This is a genomic window from Ruegeria sp. YTSA064 (assembly GCF_059610325.1).
The window spans coordinates 348279-366689 of sequence record NZ_JBXWNK010000001.1 but is presented as its reverse complement, the minus strand read 5'-3'; the positions used below and the strand labels follow the sequence as shown (position 1 = coordinate 366689).

The window sequence follows — 18411 nt, the reverse complement described above, 5'->3', positions numbered from 1 at the left end:
GAACCACACCAAGCCCGCAAAGATATGCAGGTGGTGCCTACTCACCGAGACCACCAATCGGCCCAAGCAGTTCAAAATTGCAGTTGCTGCGGCTGACCTCGGCAAAGGAGTTGAAGCATTCGGCTTCAGACAGCCGATATTCCGCGCAGGCTGTCAGGGTCAAAAGGGTGAGGGTCAGCACGCAAAGTCTACGCATCAATCTGTCTCCAAAAATCGAGGTTCTGGCGGTAATCCGCGCCCACCAGCGCTTCGCCTTTTTCCATGCCGCCAAGGATCGTGAGGTAGGGGCCGAGCGCGCTGAGATCAGCGTCGATCACCACCGAGCCTTGATCATCACGCACCAGCGCCAGACGGGAATTGCTGCCTGTGCTGAGCAGAACGCTGAGCTCTTTTTCAGTGAGGCCCAGCATAGTGTAATCGCTGGCCGAGGCGCGGATGTTGGGTAGCAGAAGCTGCGTCGGAACGGCCTCGACGATCGTTTTGCCGGTGCGGGTTTTCTCAAGCTGGCTTGCGTATTGGGTCATCATCACAACGACGGCATTCTGTTTCCGCGCCGTGACCAGCCAGTTGCTGAGCCGGTCGGCAAAATACGGGTTGTCGAGCGCCTTCCAGGCTTCATCGATAATGATCAGCGTCGGCTTGCGGTCCTCGATCACCCGCTCCACCCGTCGAAACAGGTAGGACAGGACCGCCATGCGTTCCTTCTCGCTTTCGCTGTCGAGAATGCCGGTCAGGTCGAACCCGACCACATCACCATCGAGCGAAAAGGTATCCTCAGAGCTTTGCCCGAAAATCCAACCGTAGCGGCCATCAGCAGTCCATTCCTGAATCCGTTCGAACAGATCCCCTTCATCTGCCCCCGCCACAAAGAGGGAGGCCAAATCCTGCCAGTTGCGTAGGGCGGCATCGCTCGCCCCGGCGTTCTGGCGTACCACTTCCTGAATGCGGTTGATCTGAATAGGGCTCAGGGGTTTGTCGGCGCGATGCAGCAGCGTGGCCAGCCAATCAGAAAGCCAGGCTTGCCCGCGCCCGTCGATCTCCGTGCGGAGCGGGTTCAGACCTGTGGCTTCACCCGCCTTGATGGCGCTGTAGCGCCCGCCATTGGCGCGCACCGCCATTTCCATGCCCGCGCGATAGTCGAACACAAACACGCGCGCGTCGCAGCGACGGGCTTGGGTCATGAGGAAGGCTGACAACACCGATTTGCCGGAGCCAGGGCGGCCCAGGATCAAGGTGTGCCCGCCGGTTGGCTCTTTGTCCGGCTGACCCGTCTCATGGTAGTTGAACAGAAAGCCCGAACGTTCAGGCGTCGGGAAGAGAGTGATCGGCTTGCCCCAAGGCACTTTGTGTCCAGGTTTGCCCAGTTGACCCCGATGCAGCGCCGCAAGGTCAGCGAAGTTCGTATTCGTGATGGCAGCCTTGCGGCTGCGCATCTGCCCGTTGCCCGGATGCTGCGCGAAATAGTGGGTCCGCGCCGCAAAGCTCTCGTTCACCAGATTGACCCCTTCGCTGGCGGCGATGTTGCGCACTTCAGCGGCAATCGCTTCCAGCTTTTCTTCTGTCTCGGCGAAGACCGTCACCGTCATGTGATGATCGCCAAAGCTGAGCCGCTTGGATTCAAGATCGTCCAGCGCGTCGACCAGTTCTTCGGCGAGGGAAATCGCGCCGTCATCGCTGGCCTTCATTAGGCGCTGTTGGCGCTTGATCCGGCTGGCCATGATGTTGCTGTTGATAGGTGTGAAAGAATGCGAAACCACCATTTCGACAGGCAGGTTCAGCTCATCGAACATCGTGCAGCTGGTTTTGGCCGGGTAGGTCTTGATCGCAAAGCTGGTGCCAAGCCGCTTACCTGCCGTCCCATCGTCGAGGGAAAAGTCGCGCCCCTGAAAAGTGACGCGCGTGTTGGCTACATCTTCGGCAATGACGCCAAAGCGCGATTTTGCGAAGAGCGGTCGCTCTTGGCCGATGTTGAGCGCCCCGAGGAACCCGAGTAGCTCGCCGCTTTCGGCCCCAAGCAGATGTGGGTTCATTTCCGCAAAAGACGACAGCAGAAACCCAACGACCTCCTCGAGCTTGCGCAGCTGCTTGGCCGTCTGGTCTTTCAGCTGTGAGATTGAGTCTGCACGTTTCAGACGCAGCCGCGCACCGAGGGGAGGACGTTTCAGAACTGTCAGCGTGAGCGTCTTGTCCCGCAGACCTGCCCGCGCCATGGCCGATTGCCAACGGCTGTCCAGGGCTTGGGCAAACCCCTCATTGGGCACTGGTGGCAAGCCGGTTTCGATCGCTTTTGAAACCTTGTGAACGTAGAAACTGTACTCTGACCCGATCTGCGCGATGATCGCAGCAAAGAGCGCGCGGATCTTCTCCAAATGCGCGTCATCGCTGGTCATGCTGTTGACGCCATCAAGACGGATGCACTGGAACAGCGCATTGCCGCGCGTGCGGATCGTCACATCATTCACGAGGCTGACATAGGGAAGCATGCTGGCCATCGGGCGCTCTTTGCGCGCCCAGTCAGGTAGCGTCGCAAGATCATCCGAGGTGTTATGCAGCATAGCTGTCCCCCGAATGGATCTTGCGATTTGGCGTCGGGGGCGTTTCCTGCAGGGCGGTGACCATCACCTCAAGAAAGGCCGGATCCCAGTCCGCCGCTTTCCACAGCGCGGGATAGGCCAGAGCGGCGATGATGATCACCGGCCAGCTCTGGACCCACAGAAACAGCAACACAAACCCGAAGAGCCAAACCATGGCATACATGATGGGCAAGCCGATAAGCTTTGGTGGCCGGATCAGGCCCAGAAAGAGGCGGGTTTGCGTTGCCATGCCGGATTTACGCGCCCCAGATCGCGGTCACGATGGTCGGTGCAGCTGCGATGCCTGCAATTGCAACAAGCACCCAAAGGGCTTGGCGGAAATCCAGAATGCCGAAGAGCCAAGAGAGGAACACACCGATCAGGGCCAAGGTGCCGATGACAATACCCAAGGGGCCGGTGATCGTGTCGACGATACCTTGCAGCAGGTTCTGCACCGGCGAGAGGTCGATGCTCTGCGCAAAGGCGGGGTTGGCAATCATCAAGCTGGCCAGAGCCAGCGACAGGATCGTGCGGAAATGAATGTGCATCAGGAGGCTCCAGTCAGTCGGTCACGCACCGCCATGACGCGGCGCACGTGATTTTGGGTTTCTTGGTAGGGAGGAATGCCGCCATAGCGTGCGACCGCGTCGGGCCCCGCGTTGTAGGCAGCGAGCGCGAGTTCGGGCGTGCCGAACTGCGCCAGCATCATTAGGAGGTAACGGGCAGAGCCATCCAAATTGGCTTGCCAGTCATGCGGATCCACGCCGAGCTGCGCGGCCGTCGCGGGCATCAACTGACCGAGGCCAATCGCCCCTGCGGAACTACGCGCATTCGGGCGATAGGCGCTTTCAATCTCGATATTGGCTTGGAAGAGGGCCTGCCATTCCGTCACCGACAGACCGGCGCGGCGCAATGCAGGGTGCCCGCCATAACGATGCGCTGTGCTTTCAAGTGCTGTGAGAATTTCGGGGCGGGGAACTGCGCGGGCGGGTGCAGGAGGCGGATCTTCTGGCTCAGGCGCGGAGAAAACGATCAGCTCTGATGGGTCTGCACCAATTCCGTCGACATAGCTTTGAGCAAAACCCGATTGGGGGGCTTTGGTTTCTAGCTGGCCATCGGCCCGCATGGAGAGCACGAAGCCTTCAGAGTAAGCGGGTGCAGCAAGGAATGCTGCGAGGACGGCAAGTGGCTTAGCCCGCGTCGTCCAGTTTGTGTGAGGCGATCTTGCCTTCAAGCATCGGGATCGAGACAATCGAAACACCAAGGCCAGCAAGGAAGCTGGATAAGCCGTTGATTGTCTTGAATTCCCGAGCTGCCATGTTGTTGCGTGCAGTGACGAGCAGGCGACGCGTCTCGCCATCAGGCGAGACGCAATGCACGGTCCAAACTCCGGACCACTGAGCACCTGTACGTTTGGGCGTAACCCGGCACACAACATCCGCCGAATGACCCTCGGCAAGCAGTTTGCGCAGCCCGTCTTCACTGACAACATTTGGGGCGTCTTGCATCAAATTCATAGGATCGAGCCTTGCAGAACTGTGCATGAGCCCGGCAGTCCCTCATGGACTACCGAACCGATACAATATTATAATCTTGCAATCAATAGGTGCAATTTGAGTTGTTGCGCCCTTCATGCGTTGAAACAAATTTACTGCAATGGAGTGGATGAGCCAAGATAATATGGGGCTTTTGAAACAAACATGGGTGGTTATGGTCGTCCTAAGCTGGGGTTCTGCCGCGATCGCAGGCAGTTGCCTGCCGCCTGTGCAGCCGTGGATGCCGACCAATGCCGACGACGTTCGGGTATATGCGGACCTGTTGAGGCGCGATGCGGAGACGTATTTTACCGATGTCGAGCGGTACTTCCGTTGCCTGGATCAGCAACGGCGGGAGGTATTTGACCAGGCACGCGCAGCCAGCGAAGACTACGCACGTGTTATGGAAATTCTGGACAGTGTGAGGAAATGAAGCCCGCCACCAAGATGAGAAAGTTGCCGTTCGATAGAGTGGCGGCGAATGTCGCCAACGCGGGACTTTGCCGCCGTTGCCGTTGCGATTTGGAATGTCTGCTATCCCCGTCAGTGTTCCCTGCTACAAAGCTCATGATCCGCCAGAGATGCCAGCACATAGCAATCTTCAGATATGCCCTGTCCATCACAGCCCTTGGAGATTCGGATCAGTTCCTTTTCCAATAGCTTGAGCCGTTTGATTTTCTCACGCACGTCCGCTAGCTGCGACACGGCGATGTCCGTCGCGGTTTCGCACGATCGGTCTGGATGCTCCTGTAGTTCAATAAGCGATGAAATGGCTTCAATCGAAAACCCCAGATCGCGCGCATGGCGGATGAAACTCAGCCGTTCCAATCCGGTTTTGTCATACCGTCTTTGATTTCCACTTGTGCGCTCAGCTTCTGCCAACAGCCCCATTTCCTCATAGTAACGGATGGTTGGAACCTTGACCTTGGTGCGCTTTGAAAGCTCGCCGATAGAAAACATGAAGAAACCTCTTGAACCTCTAGTCACTAGAGATTGTAGATAGGGTGGGACACAGACTCAAGAGGCTACCATGACCGACCAATACCTGTCCCCGACCCCCCTTCTGGACTTCGAAGCGCCACCCATCCAGCACCTCGTTACGGACCGTGGCTGGCTGAACCTGTCTCAGACCGACCGGATTGGCGCAGCCTATGACTTTGTCCGCAACGAAATCCTGTTCGGCTACAATTCCGATGATGCGTTGCCAGCTTCCAGGGTGCTGGCTGATGGCTATGGGCAGTGCAATACGAAGGGCACTTTGCTCATGGCACTCCTGCGCGCCCTTGACGTGCCGTGCCGCTTCCATGGTTTCACCATCGACAAACGGTTGCAGCGCGGGGTGGTGCCGGAGTTGGTCTACCCGCTTGCCCCCGCAAACATCATCCATTCGTGGGTCGAAATCCAACACGAAGGACAATGGCTCGAGCTGGAGGGCTTCATTCTGGACCCACCTGTCCTTGCTGCGCTGCAAGGTGCTTTTCCAGATCGCAACTCGCTATGCGCTTACGGCGCAGGGACAAATTGCCTCCAAAACCCTGACGTCGCTTGGCGCGGCGCAAGCACCTACATTCAAAAGACCGGAATCAATCATGACTTCGGCACGTTCGATGATCCTGACGCGTTCTATGAAAATCACAGGCAGTTGTCGGGTGTGAAAGGAGTTTTGTATCGCCTAATCGTGCGTCACTGGATGAACCACCGCGTCAAGAAAATGCGGATAGGCCATGTCCCAACGATCCCCGGGGGCGAGGCGAACCTTGTTCCGGTTCAATCAAACTTTCAAACGCGGGAGGCGATCTGATGGCTGGTTGCTGCGGACATGACGCCAAGTTTGACGGCGTTTCAGATGATTACAAACGACGGCTCTGGATCGTCATTGCCTTAAACGCGACAATGTTCGCGGTTGAGATGACTGCGGGCCACTTTGCCAAGTCACAGGCGTTGCAGGCCGACGCCCTCGACTTCGCGGGTGATGCAATGACCTACGGCATTTCTCTGGCCGTCATTGGGGCGTCACTTCGCGCCCGCACCAATGCCGCGCTGTTCAAAGGTTTCAGTCTTTTGCTGATGGGGCTGTGGGTCTTCGGATCGACCGTCTACCGCGTCTTCTATGTCGGAGTTCCGACAGCCGAGATCATGGGCGCTGTTGGCTTTCTGGCTTTGCTCACCAACCTTGCCAGTGTGTTCTTACTGGTGCGCTACAAAGACGGCGACGCCAACGTGCGGTCGGTTTGGCTCTGTTCGCGCAATGACGCCATCGGCAACGTCGCCGTCATGTTCGCGGCCTTGGGCGTCTGGGGTACAGCAACAGGCTGGCCTGATTTGATCGTCGCAACGATTATGGCTGGACTGTTCCTGTCGTCCGCTTTCCAAATCGTGCGGCAAGCCCTCGCAGAGCGACGGGAAACAATCGACCACAAACACGCGGAGGCATGATGCAGGGCTTTCTCATTATGCTGGGTCTGGGCGTTGCCGCCATGACGCTAGCAGCAATCCTCTGGTCGATTGCCTTTCCTGAGCGGCGGATATGGCCGCCAAGACGCTACACGACACTCACGCCTTTCTTTGTCTGGGTGCCAACATTCACGCTGTTCGGGGTTCTCATCCTGCTTGGTGTCTGGGGTTGGGCTGATCTGGTCATTCCAAGTTGGTTGCGGTTTGGCGTCGGCCTGCCGCTCATCCTGATCGGCAATATTGTCGTGTGGATGGAAGTCTCACATTTCGGGGTGCCGCAGACAGGTGGAGCCAAAGGGACCCTGCGCACCGAAGGCATGTATGGCTACTCGCGGAACCCGCAGTATATGGCTGACATTGGCATCGTAAGTGGCTGGATGATCTTGTCAGCAGCGCCTTGGGCCATGGTTGTCGGACTGGCTGGGATAGTGGTGCTTATTGCCGCGCCATTTTCCGAGGAGCCTTGGCTCAAAGACCAATACGGCACCGAATTCGAGAACTACTCGTCGCGGGTACGGCGGTTCCTCTGAGGTAGGGCCAAAACCTGAAAAGCTGCCTTTCGCGGCGCGATCAACGAACTGGTAAGATGCGGACGAAGCACCATTTCGCTGCGGCTGCACGAATGTCAGCTCTCGGAATTTTCTCACGACATGGAAGCCCCATCGACAGCTTTGCGAACTATCTGAAAGACCTCCTCCAGCTCATCTTTCGGCACGCCGCCAAAAGCAAGCCTAAGCGCCTGGGGCACTGCAACCGTCGTTGCGAAAGGTTCTGCACCGGATGCGGAAATACCGTGCTCTTTCAAACGTGTGACGATGGGTTCTGCCCGAACACCCTTTTCGAGCGGCAACCAGGCAAAGCCTGCGTTGCGATGTGAAAGATTGGACCGTCCATCAAAAACGGTCTGGCATAGCTGCTGACGCTCCGCGCCGTCCCGTCGCCGGGTCTCTTCTGAGTTGGCAAGTGTGCCGTCCTCCACCCAGCCCGAGACCAGACCGGAAATCAGCGCCGGGGCGTTCCAGGTCGTCGCTCTGATCGCTTCAAGCAATCTGTCTGTGTGGGCCAGAGGAGAGATCAAGTAGCCCAGACGCAACCCTGTCGCGAGGCTTTTGGAAAAGCCCCCTACATGGATCGTTCGTTCCGGCGCGAGAGCGATGAGGCTTGGCGGCGGATCGGGCTCAAGAAACGCGTAGGCCGCATCTTCGATGAGCAACAGGTCATGCGCGCGCGCGACCTCGATCAGGTGCAGGCGAGTTGCCTCATCCATGACCGAACCCAAGGGGTTGTGAACCGATGGCATCAGATAGACCGCCCGCAACTTGCGTGCGCGACACTGTCGTTCCAGATCGTCGGGGTCCATCACGCCACGCCGTCCCTCGACCGGAACTATTTCGAGGCCCTGCAACGCCGCGATGGATTTGAAGCCGGGGTAGGTCAGGGTGTCGCTTGCGATCCTCTCGCCGCGTCGAAAGAGCCCGAGGGCGATGGTCGCCAGCCCATGCTGGCCGCCTGACGTGACCAGAAGGCATTCAGGGTCGATAGGACCAAGGGTCGGGGCAAGGCTTTCGGCAATAATCCGGCGTTCGTGCGTCCGCCCGCCGTGAGGTTGGTAGCGCAGCATCGCCTCAAGGTCGCCCGCCGCCGCAAGTCGCCGCAGGCCCGCCCGTAACATATCCGCATCGCTCGCGTCCCCCGGCATGTTGAAAACCAGGTCAATGAGGCCATCGCTGGCGGTCTGTCGGACCCCCAGCGTAGGAGGTAGTCCGAGATCGCGCACGAAGGTGCCGCGACCAGCTTCGCCGACAATCATGCCTCTGCGCTCCAGCTCCCCGTAGGCACGAGTCGCAGTGGCAAGGGCCACATTGAACTGTTCCGCAAACGCGCGATGGGTGGGCAACTTCGTGCCCGGAGCCAGCTTGCCCTCTTGAATCGCGGTCGAGATCATGTCGGCGAGGCGTATGTAACGAGCTTTCCTCATATTCTCACTGTATTTAGTACAATCAAAAAATTGTCATACTTGTTATCTCATGGCATTCCGATCTCAAGTCAATCTTCGAGGTCCGCGCCCCATGTCCAAACTGATCCCCGTATCGCTGCTCGCTCTTGGCCTTTTCACGGTGACGTTCGCCGTGAACCTTCAGGCTCCGCTCTATGATGCCTATGCAGCGGAAAGTGATGTCGGGGCGACGGCGGTGACGGTTGCGTTCGCGGCCTATGTCGGGGGTCTCATGCCGACGCTCTTGCTGCTCGGTGGGCTGTCGGACCGGATTGGACGACGGGGTCCGATTGCGCTGGCGTTGATCCTAGGCGCAGTGGCGACGGCGCTTCTCGTGCAGGTGCCAAGCTGGACAAGTCTTGTCGTCGCGCGTTTCCTGCTCGGGGTCGGAACTGGTCTGGCGACTACCGCCGGGACGGCCTACATGACGGAAATTCTCGGCTTGGACCGCGCTAAGAACGCCGCCCTGATCGTGACCTCTGCTACGTCTCTCGGCTTTGGTGGCGGCGCTCTGGCGACCGGTATCAGTCTCGGGGTACAGGGTCCGACGCTTTTGCCCGCCAGCTACATCGCCCTGTTCATGGCGGCTCCGGTCCTCGCCGTGATTGCCCTCGGACTGCCCCGAATGGACAAGCCTCGCCCCGTGTCCCTTCTGCGTCTGCCGGTCTTCCCTTCCGGCACATGGATGTTCGGGGCCGCAATGGCGCTTGCCTGGTCCACGACCGGCATGACCATCGCGGTCATCCCGCTGGAGCTTGCCGCGAACGATCTCGGTGGGTGGACGGGCCTGGTCATCTTTCTGGCGATCTTCGTGGGGTTTCTCTGTCAACCGATTGCCCGGCGCATGACCAACGACCGCGCGCTCGCCCTCGGGTTCGTTTTGATCCCGCTCGGCTTTCTCGTCCTTCTGGCCGGTGTGTGGTTGAAGGTTCTGGCATTCGTTCTCGTCGGCACCTGTATCACCAGTGCGGCCAGCTACGGCTTCACTTATCTCGCTTCATTGGCGGAAGTTTCATTGCGTGCGCCGGACGACCGAGCACGGGCGACCGCGGGTCTATTCGTCTATGCGTATTTCGGGTTTTCGCTTCCTGTGATCGCAAGTGGCGCACTAGCCGATATGCTTGGCCTTCTGTCGGCGATGGTGGTGTTCGCAGCGGTCCAGATCACGGTCACGGCGATCATCGTGATGATATCGAAACGAGGGGTCGTTCCACCCTTCGCCGCAGGACCGAACTAACGAAGCTGCCATTCGCGCATTGCGCGGCATTCGATACAATGGGCTCGTTCCGGCCGTTAGCTGCGTTTTGCGCCAAGGTCCGGTTCAGGGGAATGATCCGAGCAGAGTGGTGTTTTAGGGCGGCTGTCATTGTATAGCGCTGCTTGTGTCTCGCCGTTATCCCACTGATACAGCAGGCCGATTTCTTCGCCTGTCTTGATACACGTAATGCGGCCGATGGCTTCGGCCGTTGTGCGAACGCTCTCAAATTCGGGCAAAACTAGCCCCTCTCGTTAAACAATTCCTTGGGATCGACGCCGAGAGCATCCGCAATCCGCTCCAGAACATCGATTGATGCTGAATTTTTGGCGAGTTCGATCTCGCTGATATAGCTGCGATCCACATCCGCAGCTAACGCTAGTTGTTCTTGGCTTAATCCTCTGGAACTTCTGAGATTCCGGACATTTAACCCTACTCGTTCCCTTAATTTCATGGCCTCTATTCGGCCAGATCACAAGAACCGCTCTACGGAATATATTCCACAAAACGCGCGCGAGCCTCACAAAGGGCATGCTCGCGTATGGTGTAGAGGGGGAGGGAGGAAGTAATGTGTCAATAATGCAGTAATGTAATCAAAAGGAAACTATTGATATGTGGTGCTGGTTCATCAGGAATTGGGTTGTTGGAGCCGTGATGGCTCTTTTCTGCAGCGTGGTTCCGCAGGCGGCGAAAGCCTATCAGGTCGACTGCGCCATTCTGCTTTGCCTGGCTGGTGGGTGGCCTGCATCAGCAGAATGTGCCCATGCCCGTGCCGTGTTTATCCGCCGGATCACGCCCTGGCCGATTGAGCCGCCGTTGCAAATCTGGCGTTGTCCGATGGGTGTTTCTGAGCGTGCGCCTTTGCAAAGCACGGCCCCGAAGATCTGGGAGGTCAGCAACCACAATGGTCAGACACTCGCCCAGGTTATTCAGGCTCAGGTGGCTGAAAGCGGTGCCGATATCGACATTAGCGGTCTGGAATTTGATTTTGTCCGCTCGATCCGCGTCTGGGATGTGCGGTACTATAGCCATCGCGAGCGCGGTCGCGACGATGATTGCTCTGAGAGCTACAACATGCGTCTCGGGACCTACGGCACGCAGGGCGAATTCGGTTGGCAGCGCACGACACCAGCAGCTGCCCCGAAATGGGTTCTGCCGTCACGGCGCTGTTCGTCATCAAATTGGCGGCGCGGGGTCGGTGTCGAATGGGAAGATCACGAAGGCAACCATGGATATGAGTGGGTGGCCTACTAGGGCTAGTCGCCGATGTCCTTCATACGCTCCGCGATATCGCCCGCAATTCGCTCATATAGGGCGGCTTGTTTGTCCCTTGGCGTCCCTGGCTTCGGGTTCCTTCGGCGGATGCGTTTGGCAAGCCAGAAGAGTAACCTCGCTGCGGGGTCATCCAATTTTTCCGGCACAGGAGCCGGGTAGTTTTCTTCGAGGAGGGCAACGACCTCAGCATTCATGCTGCGATGGTTGGCCTCAGCTGCGAGGCGTATTCGATCGCGCACGCCATCTGGCAGCCGCACGATGAATTTATCCTGATTTTGAGAGCTTTGTTCTGGCATGGTGGCACTGTGCCATAAAAATCGATTGACGCAATAGTGGCTAAGTGCCACTAACGGGCTATGGTTTCAACCTGGAGGCGTTTCATGAACAGTCGTAAACCAATGCAGCTTCGGCTTCCGCAAGAGCTTAAAGAGTGGATCAAGGCGGAGTCTGATCGAAATGGAAACTCCCAAAATTCAGAAGTGATCCGTGCCATTCGGGCAGCGAAAGACAGGCGATCCACGCTTGGATCAGTTGGAAAAATCAATATGGATCAGGGTGATAATGCGCGTTGTTAACAGGGTTAGTGGGGTACCGATACGATGACCAAAGCAAGTGCACAGACAAAGGCGAAACAGGCAGCCTCTGCCTTTATCCGCGAGGCGCGGGAGGCAGGCTGGCAGCGCGCGAAATTCGAGATCAAGCCCGATGGCAGCGTGATCGTCGATGCCAACATGGTCGCGCCAGAGGCGGCAGACGACTTTCTCAACAGTGACCTGAGAATGGGCGAATGACTCGCAAGAGCTTGCCCAAATACGTCTACAATGACCGGGGGTATCTCCGGTTCATCCGGCGTTCACGCGGTATCTCGGTCATGATGCACGAGGAAGCGGGCACCCCGGAATTTTGGGATCACTACAATCGCCTGCTGAAGGGAAAACCAGCGCCTGCGCCGGTGAAACGCAATTTTGAGGCGTTGATTCTCAGCTACTACGAAAGCGACGCTTACAAGAAGCTGAAGCCCCGTACCAGATCCGACTATCGGCGGTATATCAGCCATATTCGAGAGATCTGGGCCGACAAAGACCCCGCGAGGATCGAAACCCATCACATCTACGAACTGCACCGCGCCAATGCGGATCATTGGCGGCAAGCCAACTATCTTGTCCAGGTCATGGTCGTCCTGATGAATCACGCCCGGTTGATCGGCTTCATCAAGAAAGAGCACGGCAATCCGGCGAAGGGTATTCCGCTTTTCAAGCAGCAGAGCGACGGCTGGGAGCCTTGGCCAGATGATGTTCGGGCCGAGTTCGAAGCGCTGGCTTCAAAAAGGGCGCGGCTGGTCTATGAGCTTTGCATTGGTACAGGCCAACGAATTGGCGATGTCGTGAAGATGAAGTGGGAGCACTTCTCCGATGAAGGATTCGATTTTACGCAGGGAAAAACCGACAAGCCGTTGTGGATCCCGCTCACCGACCGCTTGAAAGCCCATCTCGACGGGCTCGCACGAACGGACGGCACTGTTGTGACCGACGCGAAAGGTCGACCAGTGAGCTACCGTATCGTTGCCGAGGAAATGCGTGCCATCAAAAAGAAGATGAAGCACGAGAAGGCGAGCTACTACAAAACCCACGGGCTCAGGAAAAATGCGACGATCGAGCTGTATTTGGCAGGATGTGATGACGAGATGGTCAAGGCTGTTACCGGCCACTCAGGCGTTGAGATGCTGAAAAAGTACGGTGGCCCGATCCGGCAAAGAGAGCTCGCGAAGCGCGCTCAAGAGGCAAGAAATCAAATGGAACGAAGCAAGACCGAAACGTGAAAGTTTCAACGGTTGTTTCAAAAATGGCAGTGAAGGAGAGGAAGGATGACGCAAGTCATTGATTTTATTGGAGGCGAGTACCGGAATCGAACCGGTGTACACGGATTTGCAATCCGCTGCGTCACCACTCCGCCAACTCGCCTTTTCAAGCAATATCAAATACTTGCTGTGGTGTGGTCGGCGTTCTAACAGCTTTCTGAGTGAACGTCCAGAGCTTTAAGTGCGATTGTTTCTGCTCTTGTACGAAATTCCGAAGCGCTCTGATATGATCATTTTGCCGCGCCCGAATTTGCCGTCTGAGCCGTTGCTGCTGGCAGGCGGATGTGGCACAAGCCAATAAGCAGAATGACAAGGATTGAGCGATCAAATGACAGATTTCGCAGCCCGGCGTCTTACGATGGTTGATACTCAAGTCAGGCCCTCGGATGTGACAAAATTCCCGATCATTGATGCGATGCTGTCAGTGGCACGTGAAAATTTCGTGCCGGATTCGCAGCGCGAGGCAGCCTATGTCGGCGATCTGATTGAATTGGGAGGCGGGCGTTGCCTGCTGGAGCCCAGAACTTTGGCCAAGATGTTGGATGCAGTGAATATTTCCAACGATGAAGTGGTTTTGGATATTGCACCTGGATTGGGCTATTCGACTGCGATTGTGGCGCGAATGGCTGAGTTAGTCGTGGCTGTGGAATCCGAAGACTATTTGGCGGCAGAAGCGCAGACACTTCTGATGGAAGCCGATGCAGATAATGCAATTGTTCACACAGGCCCTCTCGAAATGGGTGCCGTTGAGCATGGCCCTTATGATGTAATCTTGGTTCAGGGCGGTGTTGAGCAGTTGCCCGCCACGCTGCTGGATCAGCTCAAGGATGGTGGACGGATCGTCTGCCTGTTCATGGAGGGCAGTCTTGGGACTGTGCGGGTAGGTATTAAGGCTGCAGGCCGGATTTCGTGGCGCTATGCGTTTAATGCCAGCGCTCCGGTTTTGCCCGCGTTTTGCGCTGAGTGTGCATTTTCGCTATAGTTGGCAATAGAAGTATTTTTGATGCCTTGATTACTTGAAAACACCGGCGCAAACTGCTCCGGTGGTTGCGTAATTTCGCTTTGAGAGGATTTGGTAATGCGCGGGACGACGACAGGAAAGCTGCTCAAAGGTCTCACTTTGGCTGCTGGTATTGCGTTTAGTGCAATACCCGGACGGTCAGTTTGGGCTGACAATCTGACAGATGCGTTTATCGGTGCGTATAATACCAGCGGTCTGCTCGAACAGAACCGTGCATTGCTGCGGGCAGCGGATGAAGACGTCGCAATTGCGCTGTCTGCATTACGTCCCATCATCAACTGGACGGTGCGTGTTAGCCGCGACTACACGCGGACCAATACAAGCAGCCTAATCAACACGACCGAACCCTCCAGTTTTTTCTCGGGCCTTACGCTTAGCCAGTTGATCTATGACGGTGGCGCTTCGGTTCTGGGCAAGCAATCGGCGCAGGAAACCGTTCTTTCCACGCGTCAGTCTTTGATCGATATCGAACAGCAAATCCTAATTCGTGCAGCGAATGCTTATTTAGGTGTTTTACTGCAGGAAGAAACTGTCGCGATCCGCCAAAACAACGTGGAAGTGTCAGCCGAGGAACTCCGTGCCTCGCAAGACCGTTTCGAGGTTGGTGAAGTGACACGTACAGACGTTGCGCTGTCCGAGGCACAGTTGGCCAGTTCGCAAGCGGACTTGGCCGTTGCCCGTGGTAACCTGAGCATTGCTCAGGCTGAATACGTGAATGCAGTTGGCAAAACGCCAGGAAGGACGGCTGGCCAGCCGAGGTTGCCAAATCTGCCGCGTTCGGAATCCGATGCTGTCAATCTGGCACAGCGTAACCACCCGGCTATACTTTCGGCGCAGCATCAGGTTCGCGCGCTGGATCTGATCGTGCAGCAACAGCGAGCCAATCTTGGACCGAATGTCAGCTTGAATGCTGATGCAGGTATTACCGAGAGCTATGACAACGATGACTATATCAACGATGCAACGATCTCGTTGAATTTCAATCAGCCGATCTATGCTGGCGGTGGTCTGGCGGCTGCAGTGCGTCGGGCGATGGCAACGCGTGACGCGTCTCGCGCGAATTTGCTGAATGTACAGAAAAACATCACGCAAGGAGTTGCGGATCGCTATGCGGCATTTCAGGCCGCTACGGCCAGCTTGCGGGCTTCGACCGAGCGTGTTCGCGCCTCGCAAGTTGCCTTTGACGGTATCCGCGAAGAAGCGACGCTAGGTGCGCGTACAACTTTGGATGTTCTGAACGCTCAGCAGGATTTGTTGGACGCACAGTTGGCTGAAGTTGCGTCTCGGACTGAGCGGTCTCGTGCTGCGTATGAGTTGCTGCAGGCGCAGGGTTTGTTGACGGCAGAACGTTTGGGGCTGGCGGTGCAGATTTATGACCCGACCTTGTATTACAACCTCGTCAAAAAGGCGCCATCGCAGGTTAGCAAGCAAAGCCGCGATTTGGATCGGGTGCTCAAGGCATTGCGCCGGGATTAAACAGTATCGCTACCTGTTGTGGCGATGGTTTTGATTGGCTACAATCGAACCAAGGTTAGAGCGGTAGAAAAATATGTCGGATCGTGTTGTAAACGCCAATATTCAGGACGTTCTCTCGTCGGTTAAACGAATGGTCGACGAAGACGCCAGTGGCGAATCGGAATTTATCTTTGTCCCTTCGCCCCCGGCGTCCAAGCCTGGGCGGCTGGTTTTGACCGACGCCCTGCGTGTCAGCGAGGAACCGCTGATTGCCAAGAAGCGGGCACCTCTGAAGTTGATGCCTCATAGCAGCGCGGGCGATGAGGCAGAAAGACAGGCCGCGAATACGCCTGACAACCCAGACGAACCGATGCGTTTGCAGCCCAACGATGTTGTGCCTGCCAAACATGCGGAGGTCAGCACCGGAGAACCAAAGCGTGACCTTGCGGGGAGTTTGAGCGCAAAAATCGAAGCCTTGGAAGCCGCGATCGCCCGGACTGAAGATCAGTGGGAACCGGATGGTGAAAGCGACGATGAGTACTCTGGTACAAAGACAAAGGCTGTCGAGTGGCCAGTGGACAAGGGATTTGCGCAGTCTAAAGTCGCACAACCTGACACAGAGTCCAAAACAGAGGCCGTGTTCATACGCGATCGTTCGGTCAAAGCGGATCCGACACCAAAGCCCACCGGTGCGGTGTTTGAGGCGCAGCAGTTGCGCGAGCTTGTTGCGCAGATCGTCCGAGAGGAGCTGCAAGGCGCATTGGGCGAGCGGATTACCAAGAACCTGCGCAAGATGGTTCGGCGTGAAATTGTGCGCGCATTGGCCGCTGGGGATCGAGACTAATCCTCAGCCCCGATTTGGTGTCTGCGCCATCGAGAGAAGCAGGTCCAAATCCATGTGCCGCTCAAGATGGTCGGCAAGGTCGTCCAGAACCTGTTCGACGCCGTCTTCATAGGCGTTTTCTGATACAACGCCCAATCCGGACAGATAGCTGGCGCGAAACGCGTCTGATGTGAAAATCCCGTGCAAATAACTGCCGCGTACGCGTCCATTGGCGCTGGCGGCACCTTCTGGCCTCCCCCCGACCTGCAGCCACGCGCGGGCGCAATCCGGACCTTCGGTCCTACCCATATGGATTTCATAACCGCTGACAGGTTCCTTACCGGGTAGGGTGGTCGCTGATCGCAATGTAACCTGCTTTTCACCGGCCATAGTGGTGGTGACATCCAGCAGCCCCAAACCTTCGACGTGACCTGGGCGACCGTCTACGCCATCCGGATCCGCGATGGTTTTTCCCAGCATCTGATATCCGCCGCAAAGGCCCAGAACGTGTCCTCCCCGACGGACATGGGCATAGAGGTCTATGTCCCAGCCTTGCGCTCGAAAATAGGCCAGATCGCCAATCGTGGATTTGCTGCCGGGCAGCAACACCAGATCGGCATCGCCGGGCAGGGGGCGGCCGGCAGGAATGATCTCTACCGTCACACCCGGTTCTGCCGACAGCGGGTCAAGATCATCGAAATTCGCCATCCGCTCTAGCTGAGGCACAACGATCTTGCACGCGCCTCCGGCATGAGAACGAATATCCATCATATCCTCGGCGGGCAGCTTCCATGCATCGTGAAACCAGGGCACCACGCCGACACAGGGCCAACCGGTCCGGGCCGCGATGTCATCGCGACCTTCATCAAATAGGGACACGTCGCCTTTGAACCGATTTATGGCAAAGCCTCGGATCATCTCGAGATCCCTTGCGTCCAGGACTGCCTGTGTTCCAACGATTTGGGCGATCACTCCGCCACGATGGATATCCCCGACCAGAACAACCGGAACGTCAGCGGCACACGCAAATCCCATATTGGCAATATCACCCTTGCGCAAATTGGTCTCAGCCGGGCTGCCTGCGCCCTCGATCAGCACCAAATCGGCGTCGCTGCACAACCGGCCGAAGCTTTCCAAAGCTGCACCCAGAAGCTTGGATTTATCTTTGCGATAGTCGCCCGCTTTCATTGTGCCTGCGCGCTTGCCCTGAAGGATGATTTGCGCGCCTGTGTCGGTTTCTGGCTTCAACAGGATCGGGTTCATGTCGGTATGCGTCGGCCGTTTCGCCGCCCGCGCCTGCAGGGCTTGCGCGCGCCCGATTTCTCCGCCGTTTTCGGTGACAGCGGCGTTGTTCGACATGTTCTGTGGTTTGAACGGCACAACCCTCAGCCCGCGTCGGGTATATGCGCGTGCCAGTCCGGCCACCAAAACCGATTTTCCGACATTGCTGCCGGTGCCTTGAATCATGATGGACCGCGCCATGGCCTGTCTCCTATGTTGACGCGCAGATGACCTGATTTAAGGGCAAAGGAAAAGCCCCCTATGAACACACCTGCGCATCTTTTGATCGGCGCCGCCGCTTTTGCACGCCCAGCCCAAGGAGCCGCATTATGCGCAGCGTTACTTGGATCGGTGTTGCCGGACTTGTCGTTGTATGTGATGGCAAGTGCCTCGCTGTATATTCTGAACATCCCGGCACAGGTTGTATTCGACCAGCTTTACTTTTCGCCAGCCTGGCAAACGGTGTTCGCCGTCGACAACTCGTTCTTTGTGTGGGGAACCGCGCTTGGCCTAGGGCTGTGGCGAGGTTGGCACCTATTGACCATAGGTGCGTCCGCAGGGCTGCTGCACTTGGTGATGGATTTCTTATTGCACGCAGGAGATGGTCGGCCACAATTCTGGCCGCTCAATTCTTGGGTCTTCGACAGCCCCATCAGCTATTGGGACAGTACGCATCACGCCATTTGGATCGCGCCCATATCCATGGCGGTGTGTTTGGCGGCCTATGCGGTGCTGTGGCAACGCGGCCTTTCGATAGGGGCTAAGCTCTTTATTGCAGTTTTTCTTGCAGCCGAGCTCTGGGTTGCAAGGCAATGGATAATGTACTTTTAGCCTGGTCAATGAAAAACGCGCCCCGTCGTCAGGGCGCGTTTTTTCAATCGGATG

Annotated in this window: 25 protein-coding genes and 1 tRNA gene; 13 read left to right on the top strand and 13 right to left on the bottom strand. The window is 57.1% G+C overall.

Annotation, left to right across the window (positions count from 1 at the left end; translation table 11 throughout):
- Window positions 1-37: 37 nt before the first annotated feature.
- From AC2FI7_RS01865 to AC2FI7_RS01840, 6 genes are all read right to left on the bottom strand, one after another.
- Window positions 38-196 carry a hypothetical protein gene (locus tag AC2FI7_RS01865; RefSeq protein ID WP_496833144.1) on the bottom strand — a complete coding sequence of 53 codons (159 nt, stop codon included), beginning with the start codon at window positions 194-196 and terminating at the stop codon, window positions 38-40.
- Window positions 189-2555, bottom strand: coding sequence for a VirB4 family type IV secretion/conjugal transfer ATPase (locus AC2FI7_RS01860; protein WP_496833143.1), 2367 nt, complete (start codon window positions 2553-2555; stop codon window positions 189-191). The genes AC2FI7_RS01865 and AC2FI7_RS01860 overlap by 8 nt, the downstream gene beginning before the upstream one ends.
- Window positions 2545-2823 (bottom strand): VirB3 family type IV secretion system protein, encoded by a 279-nt coding sequence (locus tag AC2FI7_RS01855; RefSeq protein WP_027259537.1) that lies wholly within the window; start codon window positions 2821-2823, stop codon window positions 2545-2547. Before AC2FI7_RS01855 ends, AC2FI7_RS01860 begins: the two co-directional genes overlap by 11 nt.
- Before the next feature lie 7 nt (window positions 2824-2830).
- On the bottom strand, window positions 2831-3121 hold the full coding sequence (locus AC2FI7_RS01850) for a TrbC/VirB2 family type IV secretion system protein (RefSeq protein WP_298842840.1): 291 nt from the start codon (window positions 3119-3121) through the stop codon (window positions 2831-2833).
- A complete protein-coding gene (locus AC2FI7_RS01845) occupies window positions 3121-3699 on the bottom strand; it encodes a lytic transglycosylase domain-containing protein (protein WP_496833140.1) in 579 nt (192 codons plus the stop codon). The genes AC2FI7_RS01850 and AC2FI7_RS01845 overlap by 1 nt, the downstream gene beginning before the upstream one ends.
- Window positions 3700-3763: 64 nt before the next feature.
- A complete protein-coding gene (locus AC2FI7_RS01840) occupies window positions 3764-4081 on the bottom strand; it encodes a hypothetical protein (RefSeq protein ID WP_496833138.1) in 318 nt (105 codons plus the stop codon).
- A 157-nt stretch (window positions 4082-4238) separates the two neighbouring features.
- Between AC2FI7_RS01840 and AC2FI7_RS01835 the strand changes: the two genes are divergently transcribed.
- Window positions 4239-4541 carry a hypothetical protein gene (locus AC2FI7_RS01835; RefSeq protein WP_496833136.1) on the top strand — a complete coding sequence of 101 codons (303 nt, stop codon included), beginning with the start codon at window positions 4239-4241 and terminating at the stop codon, window positions 4539-4541.
- Window positions 4542-4651: 110 nt separating this feature from the next.
- Here the strand turns inward: AC2FI7_RS01835 and AC2FI7_RS01830 are convergent, their stop codons facing one another.
- Window positions 4652-5068, bottom strand: a complete 417-nt coding sequence (locus tag AC2FI7_RS01830; protein WP_058249369.1) for a MerR family transcriptional regulator — start codon at window positions 5066-5068, stop codon at window positions 4652-4654.
- Window positions 5069-5138: 70 nt separating this feature from the next.
- Here AC2FI7_RS01830 and AC2FI7_RS01825 point away from each other — a divergent pair, with 70 nt between their 5' ends.
- Genes AC2FI7_RS01825 through AC2FI7_RS01815 form a run of 3 tightly spaced genes read left to right on the top strand, consistent with a single transcriptional unit; the run spans window position 5139 to window position 7092 of the window.
- Window positions 5139-5909, top strand: coding sequence for a transglutaminase-like domain-containing protein (locus tag AC2FI7_RS01825; RefSeq protein WP_058249368.1), 771 nt, complete (start codon window positions 5139-5141; stop codon window positions 5907-5909).
- Window positions 5909-6544: a cation efflux transmembrane domain-containing protein gene (locus AC2FI7_RS01820; protein ID WP_058249367.1), complete on the top strand. Its 636-nt coding sequence runs from the start codon at window positions 5909-5911 to the stop codon at window positions 6542-6544. The genes AC2FI7_RS01825 and AC2FI7_RS01820 overlap by 1 nt, the downstream gene beginning before the upstream one ends.
- Window positions 6544-7092, top strand: a complete 549-nt coding sequence (locus AC2FI7_RS01815) for a methyltransferase family protein (RefSeq protein ID WP_159452530.1) — start codon at window positions 6544-6546, stop codon at window positions 7090-7092. Before AC2FI7_RS01820 ends, AC2FI7_RS01815 begins: the two co-directional genes overlap by 1 nt.
- A gap of 113 nt (window positions 7093-7205) precedes the next feature.
- Here AC2FI7_RS01815 and AC2FI7_RS01810 read toward each other — a convergent pair whose 3' ends face one another.
- Window positions 7206-8540 carry an aminotransferase-like domain-containing protein gene (locus AC2FI7_RS01810; protein ID WP_496833133.1) on the bottom strand — a complete coding sequence of 445 codons (1335 nt, stop codon included), beginning with the start codon at window positions 8538-8540 and terminating at the stop codon, window positions 7206-7208.
- Between the two features lie 91 nt (window positions 8541-8631).
- On the opposite strand from AC2FI7_RS01810, the gene AC2FI7_RS01805 reads away from it, so the two are divergent.
- Window positions 8632-9795, top strand: a complete 1164-nt coding sequence (locus tag AC2FI7_RS01805) for an MFS transporter (protein ID WP_496833223.1) — start codon at window positions 8632-8634, stop codon at window positions 9793-9795.
- 56 nt (window positions 9796-9851) lie between these two features.
- Here the strand turns inward: AC2FI7_RS01805 and AC2FI7_RS01800 are convergent, their stop codons facing one another.
- Together AC2FI7_RS01800 and AC2FI7_RS01795 are read right to left on the bottom strand one after the other, a co-directional pair.
- Window positions 9852-10052: a hypothetical protein gene (locus AC2FI7_RS01800; RefSeq protein WP_496833131.1), complete on the bottom strand. Its 201-nt coding sequence runs from the start codon at window positions 10050-10052 to the stop codon at window positions 9852-9854.
- Window positions 10053-10054: 2 nt separating this feature from the next.
- Entirely contained in the window at window positions 10055-10267 is a 213-nt protein-coding gene (locus AC2FI7_RS01795; protein ID WP_170610065.1) for a helix-turn-helix domain-containing protein, read from the bottom strand.
- Window positions 10268-10467: 200 nt separating this feature from the next.
- Here AC2FI7_RS01795 and AC2FI7_RS01790 point away from each other — a divergent pair, with 200 nt between their 5' ends.
- The gene (locus tag AC2FI7_RS01790) at window positions 10468-11067 is read left to right on the top strand and encodes a hypothetical protein (RefSeq protein ID WP_496833129.1); all 600 of its coding nucleotides are present in this window, start codon (window positions 10468-10470) and stop codon (window positions 11065-11067) included.
- 2 nt (window positions 11068-11069) lie between these two features.
- Here the strand turns inward: AC2FI7_RS01790 and AC2FI7_RS01785 are convergent, their stop codons facing one another.
- A complete protein-coding gene (locus AC2FI7_RS01785) occupies window positions 11070-11435 on the bottom strand; it encodes an Arc family DNA-binding protein (RefSeq protein WP_496833127.1) in 366 nt (121 codons plus the stop codon).
- A 33-nt stretch (window positions 11436-11468) separates the two neighbouring features.
- On the opposite strand from AC2FI7_RS01785, the gene AC2FI7_RS01780 reads away from it, so the two are divergent.
- From AC2FI7_RS01780 to AC2FI7_RS01770, 3 genes are all read left to right on the top strand, one after another.
- The gene (locus AC2FI7_RS01780; RefSeq protein WP_172623872.1) at window positions 11469-11663 is read left to right on the top strand and encodes an Arc family DNA-binding protein; all 195 of its coding nucleotides are present in this window, start codon (window positions 11469-11471) and stop codon (window positions 11661-11663) included.
- 24 nt (window positions 11664-11687) lie between these two features.
- On the top strand, window positions 11688-11879 hold the full coding sequence (locus AC2FI7_RS01775) for a hypothetical protein (RefSeq protein ID WP_024096637.1): 192 nt from the start codon (window positions 11688-11690) through the stop codon (window positions 11877-11879).
- An 80-nt stretch (window positions 11880-11959) separates the two neighbouring features.
- Window positions 11960-12907, top strand: coding sequence for a site-specific integrase (locus AC2FI7_RS01770; protein ID WP_496833125.1), 948 nt, complete (start codon window positions 11960-11962; stop codon window positions 12905-12907).
- A 68-nt stretch (window positions 12908-12975) separates the two neighbouring features.
- Here the strand turns inward: AC2FI7_RS01770 and AC2FI7_RS01765 are convergent.
- Window positions 12976-13049: transfer RNA gene (locus tag AC2FI7_RS01765), tRNA-Cys, on the bottom strand.
- 225 nt (window positions 13050-13274) lie between these two features.
- Here AC2FI7_RS01765 and AC2FI7_RS01760 point away from each other — a divergent pair.
- From AC2FI7_RS01760 to AC2FI7_RS01750, 3 genes are all read left to right on the top strand, one after another.
- Window positions 13275-13928, top strand: a complete 654-nt coding sequence (locus AC2FI7_RS01760) for a protein-L-isoaspartate O-methyltransferase family protein (protein WP_010439025.1) — start codon at window positions 13275-13277, stop codon at window positions 13926-13928.
- A 96-nt stretch (window positions 13929-14024) separates the two neighbouring features.
- Window positions 14025-15443 carry a TolC family outer membrane protein gene (locus tag AC2FI7_RS01755; RefSeq protein ID WP_010439027.1) on the top strand — a complete coding sequence of 473 codons (1419 nt, stop codon included), beginning with the start codon at window positions 14025-14027 and terminating at the stop codon, window positions 15441-15443.
- A 73-nt stretch (window positions 15444-15516) separates the two neighbouring features.
- Window positions 15517-16266, top strand: coding sequence for a hypothetical protein (locus AC2FI7_RS01750; RefSeq protein ID WP_496815576.1), 750 nt, complete (start codon window positions 15517-15519; stop codon window positions 16264-16266).
- 3 nt (window positions 16267-16269) lie between these two features.
- Here AC2FI7_RS01750 and AC2FI7_RS01745 read toward each other — a convergent pair whose 3' ends face one another.
- Window positions 16270-17727, bottom strand: a complete 1458-nt coding sequence (locus tag AC2FI7_RS01745) for a cobyric acid synthase (protein ID WP_010439031.1) — start codon at window positions 17725-17727, stop codon at window positions 16270-16272.
- Window positions 17728-17808: 81 nt separating this feature from the next.
- Here AC2FI7_RS01745 and AC2FI7_RS01740 point away from each other — a divergent pair, with 81 nt between their 5' ends.
- Window positions 17809-18357: a cobalamin biosynthesis protein CobQ gene (locus tag AC2FI7_RS01740; protein WP_496833123.1), complete on the top strand. Its 549-nt coding sequence runs from the start codon at window positions 17809-17811 to the stop codon at window positions 18355-18357.
- The last annotated feature ends 54 nt before the right edge of the window (window positions 18358-18411 follow it).